Origin of the sequence: Kluyvera georgiana, from assembly GCF_050990895.1 — a bacterium.
Lineage (GTDB): Bacteria > Pseudomonadota > Gammaproteobacteria > Enterobacterales > Enterobacteriaceae > Kluyvera > Kluyvera georgiana.
Genome location: NZ_CP158865.1, coordinates 865,052 through 880,450, shown reverse-complemented (window position 1 = coordinate 880,450; position 15,399 = coordinate 865,052). Strand labels below are relative to the sequence as shown.

Annotated in this window: 16 protein-coding genes and 1 riboswitch; of the genes, 5 read left to right on the top strand and 11 right to left on the bottom strand. The window is 52.0% G+C overall.

Annotation, left to right across the window (positions count from 1 at the left end; all coding sequences use genetic code 11):
* Nucleotides 1-9: 9 nt before the first annotated feature.
* From ABTW00_RS04260 to ABTW00_RS04250, 3 genes are all read right to left on the bottom strand, one after another.
* On the bottom strand, nucleotides 10-1,356 hold the full coding sequence (locus ABTW00_RS04260; RefSeq protein ID WP_065358242.1) for an LLM class flavin-dependent oxidoreductase: 1,347 nt from the start codon (nucleotides 1,354-1,356) through the stop codon (nucleotides 10-12).
* Between the two features lie 143 nt (nucleotides 1,357-1,499).
* Nucleotides 1,500-2,819 carry a voltage-gated chloride channel family protein gene (locus tag ABTW00_RS04255; protein WP_433639051.1) on the bottom strand — a complete coding sequence of 440 codons (1,320 nt, stop codon included), beginning with the start codon at nucleotides 2,817-2,819 and terminating at the stop codon, nucleotides 1,500-1,502.
* A 70-nt stretch (nucleotides 2,820-2,889) separates the two neighbouring features.
* A riboswitch (Fluoride riboswitch) is annotated at nucleotides 2,890-2,951 on the bottom strand.
* 28 nt (nucleotides 2,952-2,979) lie between these two features.
* Nucleotides 2,980-3,450, bottom strand: a complete 471-nt coding sequence (locus ABTW00_RS04250) for an Lrp/AsnC family transcriptional regulator (protein WP_064542870.1) — start codon at nucleotides 3,448-3,450, stop codon at nucleotides 2,980-2,982.
* 138 nt (nucleotides 3,451-3,588) lie between these two features.
* Here ABTW00_RS04250 and ABTW00_RS04245 point away from each other — a divergent pair, with 138 nt between their 5' ends.
* Nucleotides 3,589-4,200, top strand: a complete 612-nt coding sequence (locus ABTW00_RS04245) for a LysE family translocator (RefSeq protein ID WP_433639049.1) — start codon at nucleotides 3,589-3,591, stop codon at nucleotides 4,198-4,200.
* Nucleotides 4,201-4,239: 39 nt separating this feature from the next.
* Here ABTW00_RS04245 and ABTW00_RS04240 read toward each other — a convergent pair whose 3' ends face one another.
* From ABTW00_RS04240 to ABTW00_RS04225, 4 genes are all read right to left on the bottom strand, one after another.
* The gene (locus ABTW00_RS04240; RefSeq protein WP_064542864.1) at nucleotides 4,240-4,512 is read right to left on the bottom strand and encodes a GNAT family N-acetyltransferase; all 273 of its coding nucleotides are present in this window, start codon (nucleotides 4,510-4,512) and stop codon (nucleotides 4,240-4,242) included.
* 11 nt (nucleotides 4,513-4,523) lie between these two features.
* Nucleotides 4,524-4,757: a 4Fe-4S mono-cluster protein YjdI gene (gene yjdI / locus ABTW00_RS04235; protein WP_064542861.1), complete on the bottom strand. Its 234-nt coding sequence runs from the start codon at nucleotides 4,755-4,757 to the stop codon at nucleotides 4,524-4,526.
* A 66-nt stretch (nucleotides 4,758-4,823) separates the two neighbouring features.
* Nucleotides 4,824-5,357, bottom strand: coding sequence for a hypothetical protein (locus ABTW00_RS04230; RefSeq protein WP_433639045.1), 534 nt, complete (start codon nucleotides 5,355-5,357; stop codon nucleotides 4,824-4,826).
* Between the two features lie 177 nt (nucleotides 5,358-5,534).
* Nucleotides 5,535-6,230, bottom strand: a complete 696-nt coding sequence (locus ABTW00_RS04225) for a porin (RefSeq protein ID WP_064542854.1) — start codon at nucleotides 6,228-6,230, stop codon at nucleotides 5,535-5,537.
* A gap of 609 nt (nucleotides 6,231-6,839) precedes the next feature.
* On the opposite strand from ABTW00_RS04225, the gene ABTW00_RS04220 reads away from it, so the two are divergent.
* Complete coding sequence (locus ABTW00_RS04220) at nucleotides 6,840-7,697, top strand: AraC family transcriptional regulator (RefSeq protein WP_433639041.1); 858 nt, start codon at nucleotides 6,840-6,842, stop codon at nucleotides 7,695-7,697.
* A 31-nt stretch (nucleotides 7,698-7,728) separates the two neighbouring features.
* Nucleotides 7,729-8,091 (top strand): cupin domain-containing protein, encoded by a 363-nt coding sequence (locus ABTW00_RS04215; protein WP_065358247.1) that lies wholly within the window; start codon nucleotides 7,729-7,731, stop codon nucleotides 8,089-8,091.
* Here the strand turns inward: ABTW00_RS04215 and ABTW00_RS04210 are convergent.
* The gene (locus ABTW00_RS04210; protein ID WP_064542846.1) at nucleotides 8,088-8,492 is read right to left on the bottom strand and encodes a hypothetical protein; all 405 of its coding nucleotides are present in this window, start codon (nucleotides 8,490-8,492) and stop codon (nucleotides 8,088-8,090) included. The two genes, ABTW00_RS04215 and ABTW00_RS04210, sit on opposite strands and share 4 nt — an antisense overlap.
* 102 nt (nucleotides 8,493-8,594) lie before the next feature.
* Between ABTW00_RS04210 and ABTW00_RS04205 the strand changes: the two genes are divergently transcribed.
* Together ABTW00_RS04205 and ABTW00_RS04200 are read left to right on the top strand one after the other, a co-directional pair.
* Nucleotides 8,595-9,347: a DeoR/GlpR family DNA-binding transcription regulator gene (locus ABTW00_RS04205; protein ID WP_433640926.1), complete on the top strand. Its 753-nt coding sequence runs from the start codon at nucleotides 8,595-8,597 to the stop codon at nucleotides 9,345-9,347.
* Between the two features lie 11 nt (nucleotides 9,348-9,358).
* The gene (locus tag ABTW00_RS04200; RefSeq protein ID WP_433639037.1) at nucleotides 9,359-10,003 is read left to right on the top strand and encodes a LysE family translocator; all 645 of its coding nucleotides are present in this window, start codon (nucleotides 9,359-9,361) and stop codon (nucleotides 10,001-10,003) included.
* A 75-nt stretch (nucleotides 10,004-10,078) separates the two neighbouring features.
* On the opposite strand, the gene ABTW00_RS04195 is transcribed toward ABTW00_RS04200, so the two are convergent.
* The 3 genes from ABTW00_RS04195 to ABTW00_RS04185 all read right to left on the bottom strand — a co-directional run bounded on the left by ABTW00_RS04195 (nucleotide 10,079) and on the right by ABTW00_RS04185 (nucleotide 15,379).
* Entirely contained in the window at nucleotides 10,079-11,602 is a 1,524-nt protein-coding gene (locus ABTW00_RS04195) for a phosphoethanolamine transferase (protein ID WP_433639035.1), read from the bottom strand.
* A gap of 295 nt (nucleotides 11,603-11,897) precedes the next feature.
* Nucleotides 11,898-13,286 carry a carbohydrate porin gene (locus ABTW00_RS04190; protein WP_271447503.1) on the bottom strand — a complete coding sequence of 463 codons (1,389 nt, stop codon included), beginning with the start codon at nucleotides 13,284-13,286 and terminating at the stop codon, nucleotides 11,898-11,900.
* Nucleotides 13,287-13,705: 419 nt separating this feature from the next.
* Complete coding sequence (locus ABTW00_RS04185) at nucleotides 13,706-15,379, bottom strand: glycoside hydrolase family 43 protein (RefSeq protein WP_064542835.1); 1,674 nt, start codon at nucleotides 15,377-15,379, stop codon at nucleotides 13,706-13,708.
* Between the last annotated feature and the right edge of the window lie 20 nt (nucleotides 15,380-15,399).

Genomic DNA, 15,399 nt, shown 5'->3' with positions numbered 1-15,399 from the left:
AGATCCTCCTCAAGCCACTTTGGCATTGCGCGCGGCGCTGTAGCGGTTATCGGCAAACGGCAGCCCCAGGTTTTCGCGCAGCGTCTTACCTTCATACTGGGTACGGAACAGGCCGCGTTTTTGCAGGATAGGCACCACCAGCTCGATAAAGTCGTCCAGCCCGCCCGGCAGCCACGGCGGCAGCACGTTGAAACCGTCTGCGGCCTCGTTCTCAAACCACGCCTGCAGCGTGTCGGCCACCTGCTCCGCGCTTCCCACCACGGTAAAGTGCCCGCGAGCGGTCGCAACCCACTGGTAGAGTTGGCGAATGGTGAAGTTGTTTTCGTCGGCGATCTGGCGGATCAGCTCCGGGCGCGATTTCATGCCTTCAGTCACCGGCAGCGGCGGCAGCGGACCATCAGGATCAAATTTACCCAGGTCGATCCCCCCGCCGGCCAGGCCATTCAGCAGCGCAATGCCGTCAGCTTCGACGATAAGCGAAGTCAGCTTGTGGTATTTCTCTTTGGCCTCTTCTTCGGTGCGGCCGATAAACGGTGCGACACCGGGCATGATCAGCACGTGATCCGGGTTGCGGCCTGCCGCCCTGGCGCGAGATTTAATATCGCGATAGAAGGTCTGCGCCGTCTCCAGATGCTGGTGTGAGGTGAAAATGACTTCGGCGGTGGCAGCCGCCAGCGCACGTCCGCTTTCAGATTGCCCGGCCTGGACGATCACCGGCTGGCCCTGAGGAGAACGCGGCACATTCAGTGGCCCGCGTACTTTAAAGAATTTACCGACGTGATTCGTGTCGTGCACTTTACTGCGATCAAAGAACTGGCCGGAGGCTTTATCACGCAGGAACGCGTCATCCTCAAAGCTGTCCCACAGCTTTTTGACCACTTCAACGTGCTCTTTGGCCCGCTGATAGCGATATTCGTGCGGATGCTGAGTGTCGAGGTTGAAGTTATGCGCCGCGGCCTCCGTCGCTGTGGTCACGACGTTCCAGCCTGCACGGCCGCCGGAGATTAAGTCCAGCGAGGCAAACTTACGCGCCAGGTTGTACGGCTCTTCATAGGTGGTCGAGGCGGTCGCGATAAAGCCGATATTGTTGGTCAACGGCGCCAGCGCGGAAAACAGCGTCACCGGCTCAAAACCGGCCACCTTGGCGGTGCCGCCATCGGTCACGCCGGACGCCGGAATCGCCAGGCCATCGGCCAGGAAGTAAGCATCAAACAGCCCGCGTTCGGCGGTTTGCGCCAGCTGTTTGTGAAATTCAAAACTGGTTGCGCCGTCGGCAGGCTGATCCGGATGACGCCATGCCGCAATATGCTGGCCGCCGCCGGGAAGAAAAGCACCTAATTTGATTTGTCTGCTCATTCTGGTTTTCTCCTGATTCGATGCCGGGTAGTTGGGCTGAAACCAAGATAGCCAGAATGCGCAGCCATTCTGAAATAACAAATATTGAGTTCGTTATTTACATTTTCGCAATAAGAATTCCACTCCGTTACAACAATACGTTATTAGCTATCCGCTTTCGCTTCATCGACTGGAGGCTGCGAACGCGTATTTTTACGCTGCCAGGCCGGAAGTTCCGCCAGTGTGATCCCGATGGGCACCACCCGATGCTTCAGACAAGCCACCCGCTGAGAACGATAGATCCCGCTATAGCCGGATACCAGCCAGGCGACCACGCAGGCCATCGCGGCATACACGCCAACCTCCGCGCCAAACAGCTCAATCGCCATCAACGTCGAGGCGATCGGCGTGTTAGCGGCCCCGGCAAAGACCGCGACAAAGCCCAGGCCGGCCAAGAAAGCGAACGGAAGATGGAGCAGCGGCGCCAGCGCGTTACCCAGCGTGGCCCCGACATAGAATAAAGGCGTCACCTCGCCGCCTTTAAAGCCGCTGCCCAGCGACATGACGGTAAAAGCCAGCTTGCCGACAAAGTCCCACGGTGCCAGAGGGTGCTGAAAAGCATCGACAATCACCGGAATACCCAGGCCAATATAACGATCCCCCTGCACCAGATAGACCGCCAATGCCACAACCACCCCGCCGATAAACGGACGTAGCGGCGCATACGCCACGTATTTTTTCATCACGCCGCCAATCAGGTGCGTGGCATCAGCAAAGACGCGCGTCGCCAGGCCGAAGCAGCAACCCGCAGCAATCACCGCCCCCAGCGTCCACAAGGAGAGTGGCGGAATCAACGACATTACGTAGTGGGTATGATGAACACCCCACATCAGGCCCACCTGGTCAGCCACCACCGCCGCCAGCAGGCAGGGGAAAATGGCGGTGTAGTGCATGCGGCCAATCGCCATCACTTCAAGGCCGAAAATAGCGCCGGCAAGCGGCGTACCGAATACCGAGGAGAAGCCAGCGCTGACCCCTGCCATCAACACCATTCGCCGCACATCGTTATCGAGCTTCAGCAACGAAGTAAACTGGTCAGCGATGGAAGCGCCCATTTGCACCGCGGTGCCTTCGCGCCCAACCGACGCGCCAAATAGATGCGAAACGACGGTACCGATATACACCAGCGGCGCCATCCGCAGCGGAATGGTGTTCGCCGGACGATGTACTTCTTCAAGGATCAGGTTATTGCCGCCCTCCACCGAGCGGCCAAAGCGCAGGTAGAGCCAGCCGACGGTAAAACCGGCAAACGGCAGCAGCCAAATCAGCCAGGGATGGGTAATGCGCGTCGCGGTTGCCCAATCGAGTGAATAGAGGAAGAGCGCGGAGGCGGAACCGGCCAGTACGGCAATCACCGTCGCCAGCAGCAACCACTGCACAAGAAAAAAAAGCGTATTTTTACGCGCGAAGTGTTCAGAAATCATGGACGCATCCTTAGATGAATTGATCATCCTGGACGCGGTAGGGGTGTGCCTGTTCATTCCCGGTCCAGGAATAAAAACAGGCATCATCAGCCACACGGCGGTTCAAGGGGGAATGCCATCCCCTATCGCCCTACTTTAGCACATGAAACGTTTCAGCCAACTATTTCTCTTTCAACGACTCCAGTGGGAAAGCGCGATCCTGCACGACGGTTTTCATCACCAGCGTCGAGCGCAGGTGCTGTACGCCCGGCATCGCTGAGAGCTTTTGGTCGTAGAGCTTCTGAAACGACGAGAGATCGCGCGTGACCACCTGCATTAAATAGTCGGGGTCGCCAAACAGCCGCTGGGCCAGCACGATCTGTGGGATCTCTTCCACCGCCTCCTCAAAGGCGCTAACCGCTTTGCGGTCACCCTCTTTAAGCGTCGCAAACACCAGCGCCACAAAATTGAAGCCCATCTTGCCTGGATCAAGGTTGGCGCGATAGCCGGTAATAACGCCCTCTTGCTCCAGCGCCCGTAGGCGTCGATGGCACGGTGAGAGGCTCAGGTTTACCCGTTCAGCCAGCTCGGTGATAGATAAACGGCCATCCGCCTGTAGTTCAGCAAGAATTTTTCGATCAATGCTATCCATTTAGAAGATTCTCTCTCTAAGCACCGAATCCCAGCATAACATTGAAAGCTCATTGCGCGGAAATAACGATATTCTTTCTCGATATCAGGTCAGGGTTTTCGGGGATAACGCAATGAAAAATAATGGAGAATGTGAGTCATGGAGATGAGCTTAGTGGCCGGTTTCTGGCTGGTATCGTTTTTGCTGATCATGACGCCTGGGGCCGATTGGGCCTACACCATCAGCGCCGGAATCCACGGTCGGCGCATTGTTCCGGCGGTAGCCGGACTGATGTCAGGGCATCTGCTGGCGACCATTGTGGTCGTCGCGGGCGTCGGTGTACTGATTGCCGGGCATCCGCTGGCGCTGTCGGCTATCACGTTACTGGGCGCGGTCTATTTACTGTGGTTAGGGATTTCGCTGCTGCGCCACCCGGCAACGGTCTCCAGCGCCAGTCAACAGAGCGGCGGTTGGAATCAGTGGGTGCTGAAAGGCCTGTGCATCAGCGGCCTGAATCCCAAAGTTTTTCTCCTGTTTCTGGCGCTGCTGCCGCAATTTACCGATCCGCACGGTCAATGGCCGCTGGCGATGCAAATGTCAGCGCTGGGGTTGATGCATCTGCTGACCTGTACGCTCATCTATCTGCTGGTGGGTTACGGTTCACGTGCGTTGCTGGCCAGCCGTCCACAGGCCGCACGAGTCGTCAGCCGGATATCCGGGGGATTGATGGTGGCAATCGCGGCGATGCTGATCATCGAGCAGTTGCGCTAAGGGCTAAGGATTCGCGCCAGCCGACGCTGGCGCAAAAGGTCAGGCGCGAATATCGTCGTATTCGCGAGTCTTATCAAACTCATGCCTGGCAAACGGGCACAGCGGGATCACCTTACGTTGTTCCTGGCGCATCTTCGCCACCACCTTCGCCACCAGCTGTTTCCCTACCCCCTGCCCTTTCAGGCTGGGGTCGACATCGGTATGCTCAATAATGCTCAAATGCTCGCCGGTCGGCACAAAGACGATTTCCGCCACCTGGTTGCCGTTTGCATCATTCACATAAAACTTGTTATGCCCTTCCAGAATCTCCATCGCACCCTCGCTTAGTCATGATGACGGTATTTCAGCGCCCCGCTTGGGCAGGTATCAATCACCCGCACCACCGTGGCAACGTCTACTTCATCCGGGATAATCCACGGTTTCCGCTTCAGGTTAAACAGCTTGCTGCTGCCTCTGACGCAATTGCCGGAGTGCTGGCAGATGTCGGTGTTGAAATAGACATCAATCTTTTCCCCGGTATAGACGCGATAGCCCGCATCCTGTAGTTCCTTATCCATGACATTGCCTCTATTTTTATATGGGTTCGAGGCTAAGCATAGACCTGGGGCGATGGAGACCGCCACTCATTTCACCGTGACCTCGTTACGTATTCGGTTCTGGAACTCGGTAGATTGGGCTGCGAACTTCTGCATTTTGTCGGACAGCTCGCGTAACACGCGCGCGCTGTCGTTTGAACGCCCGTACAGATAATCAAAATAGACCGTGCAATCGGCCAGTTTGCAGAGCTTGGTGTAATCATCCTGCAGATGCGGGAAGTAAATGAAAATCAGCGCCTTTATTTTCGAATGAAGCTGCGTGTTATCGCCATTAATACTGGGCTGCGTACTACGATATTCGGCATCCTGCTTTTTCTTTAATTTGGCAATAAAAAAACTGATGCTGGCCAGTCGCTGCGTGTGCCACTCAATTTCCATCGCCAGCAGCTCCTCATATTTTTGTAGTATCTTTTGCTGTTTTTCCTCTTCTCTTTTTAACTCAAATTCAGTATGCATCTTTTTTTCTATTTTCATTTCTGTGCGCATGATGAGAAACCATCCGCCCCCCAGAATCAGGAAACAGACGATGAGAAGTAATACTACGACGATAGCGCTGTTCATACACGAACCTCTTCGATGATGTGAATACGAAAGACGTGGGGTAATAGCGACACAACTGCGCTTTAACATTAATTAAATTATTCAGGCGAGGTACAAATAAAGCGTGGCAAGGTTTGCAGGGAAAAGTAGAGAACCCCGGCCAGCTTCGCCGGGGGTTTCACTAAAGCAGTGAGGTCATTAGAAGGAGTAAGCGACACCCACGCGGAAACGGGTCTGGCGGTCATCACGGTCGTTGACGCCCACGTTACCCACTTCACCATACGGGGCCCAGTTTTTGTCGATTTTATATGCCACTTTCACGTTATATTCCTGGGAATACGGCTTGTTGTTGTTACGTGCATTGCCTTCTGAGCTACGTGCATAAACGTAGTTCAGCTCGGTACGCCAGTCACCGAACACGTAGCCAGCCCATGCATCACCACGGTTAACTTTGTCATCGTCTTTATTGGCATTTGACGGATAGCGGGTGTAGTCGTAACGATAACGCGCGGCGACGTAGAAGCCGTTGTCGAAGCTATATTGAACGCGCAGGTTCGGCTTATAAATAGAGCGGCTATCGTTACTTTCGATATTAAAGCCAGGCTGAATCGAGAAGTTTTTATTAAATTTATATTGGTAGCTAATAGATTCTTCATGACCGTTTCCGACGAAATCAGAGAACGGTTGGTCGGTGTTGTTACCACCTGATTTCCATTTTGCTTCAACCGAGAAGCCAAAGCCGTTTGCAAAACGGTGAGAGACAGAAACGCGGTCAGCGTTCGTTTTATCAGTTTTGCCGCCGTCAATAAATTCATGACGGAGATCGACAGTCACTGCCGATGCTGCGAAAGAAGCGCCACATAATGCCATCAGGACCAGAGATTTTTTAAACATGCAATAACCCTCAATTGGAATTGTGTTTCATTTTTATGGAATTGCATTTTATTTTTTTGCGAAAGATATTTTAGTGATCAAGATCGTAAAGATTTATTTCATAAGCCTACGAAATGAAAGGACGTGACAGGGTTCAAGAAAACACCGATTGACGAATGGAAAATACAGCCATGGATCACACAAAAGAATAATTTACAGTTAGCTGACATAACTTTATAAAACAAAATTACTTTTTAAATATCAATATGATAAGAAAACATAATTACTCTTGTTACTTATTTCAAGGCAATAATTTACACCATCAACAATATAAAGGCTAAGAATTAACCTAGTCATAAAGTCGTATTTGATACATTTTCTTCACAATATTGGCGTGACTAACGGAACTTTTTCCGAGCGAATTTGCGCACAAAAATCCGTCTCCAGGAAATTCATTTTCACCGATCAGTTGTATACATTCCGGACCAAAGGGGACTGTGTGACATGCAACAACGGGAGCACCATCATCAATGCTACGTTAGTCGCTGGACGGTGATATTCTGTCGATAAATAAGAGAGGCAGGTAAAACGAGAGCACTTCCGTCAGCCAGCCCAACTGCGGACTCCTGCATGAAAAACAACATCGCAACCCAGGACTGGCTTCGCCGGGCTACCGCGCCATCGCGCATTGAGATTATTGAAGCTTACTTCAGAGGGCATGGCTATCAGCCGCATCGTCACGATACCTATGCCATTGGCCGCACGCTGTCTGGCGTGCAGAGCTTCCGTTATCGCGGCAGCATGCGACACGGCCTTCCCGGCTCAACCCTCGTCCTGCATCCTGATGAGCTCCACGACGGCGAAGCAGGAACCGAAGAGGGTTTCCGCTATCGCATGCTCTACGTTGAGCCATCGCTGATTCAGTCCATCCTGGGCGGCCAGTCACTACCGTATATCAAAGGGGGGATATCCGCCGATCCGCGACTGCTGGCAGCCGCTACGCCTTTACTCTGCGCCGTTGATTCACCGCTACAGCCGTTGGAAGAAGATGAAGCGCTCTACGGTCTTGCCCACGCGCTGTCAGCAGTGGGCGGGCAGCGCTTTCATCGTCGCGCCTTCGATTATCCGGCTGCCGAACGGGCCAGAGACTATATCCACGAGTTCTTTTACCGCAGCATCTCTTCTGAAGAACTCACTGCCGCCAGCGGTCGCGAGCGTTGGGCGCTGAGCCGCGACTTCCGAGCCTTGTACGGTACCAGCCCTCATCGCTACGTTATCCTGCGGCGCATCAGCTACTGCAAGCAGTTGCTCATGGCTGGGTTCAGTATGGCGGATAGCGCGATCCAGGCCGGTTTTACCGACCAAAGTCATATGATTCGCCACTTCAATGCTTGTATCGGGTTGTCTCCGGGGCGCTGGCTAAAGCTCCACGGCCTGGCGTCCCCTGCCTGCACAAACGTACAATACGCGCCACCTGCCGCTTTATAAGCTGGATGCTCTTATCACAGGAGGATCACTCATGCAGAAGCCCGTCAATTTTGAGTCAAAACTTGCTCAGTTCAGCGAACACTGGCAGCCCAAAGTGGTCGCTGAAATGAACGACTATCAATTCAAGGTGGTAAAAATCCAGGGCGATTTTATCTGGCATGCGCACCCGGAAACCGACGAAACGATCGTCGTCCTAGCAGGCACGCTGGAGATCGCATTCCGGGATCGCATTGTTGAAGTTCAGGCGGGCGAAATGTTCGTTGTCCCACGGGGTATTGAGCATAAAACAGCAGCCGAACACGAAGCGCATCTGCTGCTCATTGAGCCGCGCGGCGTGCTCAATACCGGCCATGAGGGCGGCGCGCGCACCGCAGTTAACGACGTCTGGATCTAATCTTTGCCCGTCAGGCGGAGCCAGGACTCCGCCTGCATCGTCTTCACGGGTACCTCATCCAGTGAGTAATACACCGCCAGCCCAAGCTCATTCGCGACCCTGACATCATTATCCGCACCGTTAGACGCGCCTTCCATTCGCAGCACCGCATCACAACGCGTCAACAGCCGGTGAGCCACGGGATAAAGAAACGCTTCGCTGATGGCATCGCCAATTTTCTGCGACCCCGCCGCCGCCGAGAGTGGAAATGCCAGCCACTCGCCAATCACCGGGATATGCCCCAGCCGATACACAGCCAGCGCCGTCTGCTCCATGCGTGCCAGGTTTTCATGCATCAACCGTTCATCGCCGTTAGTGCCACTTCGTACTGGACCTGCAATCAATATGATCATACTTTGCATCTTATGCTCCACGTAGGTTGTTGTTTTGGGTAACAGGTGACAGCGCACAACCTATCATGCATAATCGTGCACATTCAAGATCAAACATGCATAGAGAAAATGATGCTAGCCAGCCAGCGAAAACAGCACATCCTTGAGATTCTGGCTCGGGATAAACAAGTGCACTCTACCGAGTTAAGCCAGCACTTCAACGTCTCGGAAGACTCGATCCGCCGGGATTTACGCGAGCTTGCGGCGGCGGGATTGCTCCAGCGCGTCCACGGCGGCGCGCTGCCGGTCTCAGCCGCTATCGCCCCGTTTGAAGCAAGAAAAAGCGTGCAACCAGACGCAAAGAAAACGATCGCGCAAAAAGCGGCGGCATTAATCTGCCCGGGCCAGGTGGTGATCGTTGATGGGGGGACAACCACCTCTGAGATGATCAAGCTGCTGCCAGTCGATATGTCGTTCACCGTGGTGACCCACAGCCCAAACATCGCCGTCGGTCTGGTCGACTATCCGTTAATTGAAGTCATCCTGCTTGGCGGCACGCTGTTCAAGCACTCGGTGGTCACAACCGGGACGGCGATGACCGAAGCCGCCAGCCGCATCAACGCCGATCTGTATTTTATGGGCGTCACAGGGGTCCATCACAGCGCCGGGTTTACGACAGGAAATTTTGAAGAGGCAGGAGTGAAACGTCTGCTGAGCGAACGAGCCTCCGAAACCGTGGTCATGGCCTCTCATGAGAAAATTAATGCCGCCTCCGCTTTCGCCATCGGCGAGCTCAGCCTCGCCAGCACGCTGATCGTCGACGGCATGCTGGATCAACCGCTCACCGATGCGCTTGCCCGCAGCGGCGTTACCCTTATTCACTAACCGAGGTCATCATGCTGGATATCACCCATTTTGGGCTGTTCATTCTCTCCGTGTTCCTGCTCTCTATCACGCCGGGGCCCGATATGGCCTATGTCGTCGGCCAGAGCGTGGCAAACGGCCGCCGCGCTGGGCTGATTTCAGCCGCAGGCGTCGCGCTCGGTAGCTGCACCCATGCGGTCGCCAGCGCCGTGGGATTAACGGCGTTGATTACCGCCTCGCCGCTGCTGTTCACCGTAGTGAAGTACGTTGGCGCGGTATACCTGATGTATCTGGGCGGGAAAATGATACTGGGCACGTTTAGCAGGAAATCGTCACAGGGCGATGAACCGATGGTGGAGCGAAACAGGGCCAATACCGGCGGCCTGCTATCAAAAGGGTTTATTACCACCCTCACCAATCCGAAGGTGATTTTGTTCTTTATCTCCTTCTTCCCGCAGTTCGTGATGCCAAACGGCGAGCATCATGCCATTTCGTTTCTGATCCTCGGTATGGCCTATGCGCTGGTCGGGTTTATGACCGACGCCACGTTTGCCATTCTGGCCGGTAGCGCCGCAGGCGCGGTGTCGCGTAATCAGACATTGCAAAAGGTGTTGGATCGCGTGGTCGGCACGGCGTTTATTGGCCTGGGAATTCGGCTGGCATTGACGCGTCGCTAGTCGTGTCATATCAAACTAATCCAAAAGCGAAACGCGGCCTTGCTGGTCGCGTTTTGCTTTTATCGATAGCCGACACTAACGAATGAGTACCCTGGAAATATCGATAGCCGGGTCATCGACTTTATAAGGCTTTTTGCTCAGACCATAATCCTCGCTATCGGCGACACCATCAAATAGGTTATAGGGCTGAATTTGCTGGGCGCTAATTCCCATCCAACTGGCCAAGCCATTGACGAACATCATGCCTGATTTTTGACTATTAACCACTACCCTGCCGGTATCGTCAGACGAAATTTTCACCAGCGGAATATCGTGATGATATTTACTCACAAAATTGTTATTAAGTTGAATAACCCCATCAACATCACGATGCACCATGCCATGATCGGAAAAATAGATCATCGAAAAACTCCGGCCCTGTTTATTGTGCATCAGCATATCATGTAGCGTCTCAAGGAATTGGTCAGTTTGCTTGATACTCGAGACATAGCAGGCAATATATGCATCTTTTTTCTCCTGCACTTTATAAGCATCTTTCATCCCCTCGATGCGATCGCAGGCATAGGGGTGTGAGCCCATTGTGTGGATCACAAAGAATCTGCGCTGTTTACTGCTGGCGTTAACCATCGGTTTTAATATGCGCAGCAGTTCAAAATCGGAAATATTGCGTTCATTAAATGCACGGAGCTTTGTGAAATAGGTCTTATCACTTTTTTTAGCAATCGCCGATATCGGCGTATCCCATTCGCCAAACTGCCCCTGATTGGAGAGCCAATAAGTATTGAAACCGGCTTTCTTGATGAGACCTATCAGATTCAGATTGTAGTTGGGCGCCGCCGTGCTTTTGTCTCCCTGAGTCAGCATCAGGCGCAGTGAGCCAATCGTGTAGGTTCCCGCAGACTCCATCCCGTTGACGATAACACCTGTGGTGGAATCCAGGAACGGCGTATTTTCTACCGGATAGCCATAGGTATGAAAGTAGTCACGTCGGGCGCTCTCACCAATGACCAGGAAATAATCATCATACTGAGTCTGGCGAGTCTGTTGAACATCGGCCCAATCATTTCTACTGACATAGCTATCAAGCTGAGCATTTTCATCCTTGACCCGCTGTACCGACTCCTGTGCTTCATTCACAAACAGGAACGCGCCAGAACTGTAAAATGAAAGTAGCGCAAAGGATAAAATAAACAATTTGTTATTACAGGGTTTAATCTTAAATTTTAACGCCAACCGGTTAAGCGCAAACGGAGCCAGTATTAAAATAAAAGTATACATGTATGCTTTAAATGGAATTAACCGCAGGAACTCAAACGACTCAGCGATGTTCGAGGCAAAGAGAGACGAAACATACTGGTAAGTCGGGTAACCATACGTCAAACCAATTGGGGCATATACTGTTAACAACAGAAAAAATGGGATCGCGATCAAAAAGGTTCTTTTTGCCGTGAACAAAAATGCACACAACCCGCATAACAACAAAATATTAATCGCATGCGGATGCCCGTCCCCTGTGGCACGTAATAAAAACCTTGAGTAGATATAAAGCGCTGTGAAAAATAATAAAACGGCAATATTTTCTTGGTATTTTCGTAACATATTATAGGTGGTTTTTTTATCCGAGCCGCGAGTCTACCCCCGAATATATCAGGCAGCAACCAGATAATTTTATTATGGCCAATTTACTATAATAAATAGTAGCTAACGAGGTTTTTTACTTCTCTTGCCCAAATAGTAACGCAGGAAAATGTTGCCACTAAAATAATAACAAAAAACAATTATCCCTCTTTTATTATTAGGTTGCCTGGCCACGATTATTGCCTGAAGGCCATCTTAGCAATAGAGCAGCCGGTTCCCCGGCTGCTCCAGGCAAAGTGCATTTTCTCACGCTAGCTTAGAACCACGCCTCGAACATACCGCCGAAGTTCAGTGAATCCAGCTGCTGGTCGTCGGTACCGTTCACCTTCGCCGTACGCTTGTTGTCCACCTGACCGCCGGTCACGTAGAAGCGCAGCATCGGGCGGAATTCCGGGCCCATACCGATCGCGATGTTCTGCGACAGCGTCAGCTTCCAGCCGTGGTTGTCACCGCCTTTGTCGTAATCAACACGCTGGTAACCCGCTTCCAGCCAGGTGGAGTGCACGTCGTTCCAGAAGTACATCGGACGCACAATCGCGCCGTAGTTTTTACGGTTGTCGGTGTTGTCTTTGCTGTTGTCGTAGTCGTGGAACGCCAGCAGGTATTCCACCTGCGCCTGCTGGGTGAACTTGTAGTTACCCTCGAAGCTGGCGTAGATAGCGGTCAGACCGTCGGTTTTGTTGAACACGCTGTTATCCGAGTTATCCGAGTAGCGCAGGATAACCTTGTTCACGCCGCTGTCATCGCTGTTGGTATGGCTTAACAGCAGGCCGCCCTGCCAGGCATCGAGCTGCTTGTCGTTATCCACCGCTTTGGAGTCGAAGCCGTAGTTGGCGTACACCTCAACATCGATCGGGCCCGCTTTGATGTTGTGGGTTTTGGTGGTCAGCGCGTAGTGGCCGTCGTCACCGGTATCGGAGTTACCGGTACAGGTGATGCGCGACGGGTTCGACTCATCGGCCATCACTTCCGGGCTACAGGATTTCACCTGAGCCACCGTGGCCACGTCGAACTGCACGCCGCCGACGTCAAAGTTTTTCACCCCGGCGCCCTGACCGTCGTGGTTCATCCAGAAGTAGTCGTTGATACCCTGTTGCGGACGCTGGTGGAAGTCACGACCGGCCCAGATATAGGCGTTCGGGTTGGATTCCAGCACGTTGGTCACGCCGACGTAGGCCTTTTTCAGGTTCACTTCGTCGCTCCAGTGGTCGAACATCACGTTGATGTCCCAGATCGCGCCTTTTTCGCTCTTGAAGGCCTTGGTGAGCTGGAATTCGCCGCCGTTGCCTTCGTTACCCAGACGACCGATCGCCGAGGCGCCGTTATAAGAGCCGTCCACGCCGACGTATTTCTGATCGCCCGCCTGGAAATGCGCGCCGTAGCGCGCGTAGCCGCTGAACTTCAGGCCGAACGGTACCGCCATATCCGGCGTCGCCGCCGCGGTTTGCGGGTTGGTTTCCAGATCCACTTTCTTCGCGGCAGCGGCGTCCATTTTGGCCTGACGATCCGCCAGTGCTTTATCGACGGCTTTGGCCACAATGGCGTCGATTTGTTCCTGAGTAAATTCTTGTGCCATTACAGAGGAAAGAGGGCAAAGTGCGGCAATAACCGCCATAGCTAAAGGAAGTTTTTTTACAGTTTTCATGGTTATCTCAAATTAATTATATTCTCAGACAATAACCATCCCGTTTCGGTGTAAATATAAAAGATACCACCAAAACAAGCTGATTTTATTTTTATTTATGCAGAGGTAAATTTAAAATAATGGCGTGATAAACCCTCCATATTCTGGATAATTAAAAACAAATGTAGGTATAGATAAACAATCTATTCTGACACTACGCGAATTAACCAAATGACTGATGTCATTTCGATATTTCGACCATAAGGGAAAATATAAATTTGCGGTATTTCATCATCACGCCTGTCAATCTGCTGAAGCCACTTTGGATATACCATTGGCTTGCCATTGCAGATGCTGGCGCTATCTATCGCATCCTGATGCGAGGCGGTAGCTGCATCAGTTACCGCCTCTTGCTCAAGATTGTCAGTGAATCATTTAGCTCAGCGTAGTTCGCTAGCCTCCCAGCTATAAGTGCCCGCGGAGGTTAACGCGTCACCCAGTTCCTGATAAGAGAAATCATAAAAATCTGCACTGACTTCATAACCAGAATAGTCGACGGCGGCCAGGCCAACGAAGGCTCCGGTAAAGAACCCGCCATAGCTTTGCAGGACGTAATCGTCTGACAAGACCGCAGCATCTAGTGTGACCGGAATTTCAGTAAAATGAGTGCCGTCAAAACTGTATTCATAGCGATAGGTTTGTTTGCGAACTTTCGTGCGGAACCAGACATACTCGGTTCCTTCAGGAATCTTGATAGCATCATCTTTTAAATAAGACGTGTATTTCCCACGGTTGTTTTCACCTACTTCAATGACTGAGCCATTAATTTCATTCCAGGTGATAAAAACAAAGCTCCAATGACGATCGTTGTAGTAGTTTGTTAACCCAGCCATTTGTTGATAGCTAAATGGATTAAATTTAACCTTAACTTGCGCATCAAAATAGAAGGCTTGCCAGCGTCGGGCAATAAGCGACAGGTCATGGGTATTGGCTAACGAGCCCTGACCAATTAATGTTAATTTACCCTCGCCGGTCGTGCCCATTTTTTCATTAAACGGAACGCGAAGCGTATTCCAGTTGTGATCGAGCGTCGATGAGGTAAATGCATCATACTGGCTATGATCTTTGGCGCTTTCGGTGTAAATGGCATCCTTTGGCCCTTCCACGAAGGTTTTTCCACCGTGCCCCCCTTCTACACGCGGCCAGCCTTCTTCATCCCAGTACACTTTTTGAATTGACGTCTCTCTGCCCAACGTTGACCAGCCACGCGGATCATAGATTGACTCTCCTGGACGATTCCACGGACGGGCGCAGAGCGAGGCGTAGTACCATTCACCCGCAGGCGTTGAAACCAAAGCGCCATGCCCTTGCTTCTGGATGTAACTGTCTGGCGTATCGACGTTCGTTATGAACACTTCGCCTGGCGCAGTTTCAAAACTGTGGGCATCCAGGGTTTTTGAACGTGCAACCACTTCCTGGTGGGTAAACACCGTTCCCCCCTGCGCGGCGAAGAGATAATAATAGCCGTCTCGTTTATAGAGATGTGGCCCTTCGACCAGTGCCACAGCGGTACCGTGATAGAGGGTTCGCGCGGTTTCTGGTTTTAATTTTAAGGTCCTGGTGTCAAGCTCAGTTAGCGTAATGCCATTGAATGGGTGATGATATTCACGATGATCCCAGGTTTGTTGAACAATATATTTGCGCCCATCATCATCATGGAACAGTGACGCATCAAAACCAACGCCATTCAGTTTAATGGGGTCCGACCATGGGCCACGAATATCCGTCGCAGTGGTCAGGTAGTTGGTCATGTCTTTAAAGGCACCTTCTGTGATTTTCACATCCGTATACACTAACCAGAATTTGCCGTCAGCATGGGAGAGCGCCGGAGCCCAGATCCCACCTGATGAAGGGTTGCCTTTCATATCTAACAGCGTGGTTGTCGATAACGGACTGGGAAGAAGATTCCAGTTTTGCAGATCCTTTGACTCGTGTAAGCGAACGCCAGGGAACCACTCAAATGTAGAGTTTGCAATATAGTAGGTTTCACCAACACGGATAATACTGGGATCCGCATTGAATCCAGGTAATACAGGGTTTTGAATAATGGCCATATCATTCTACCTTTCTATAA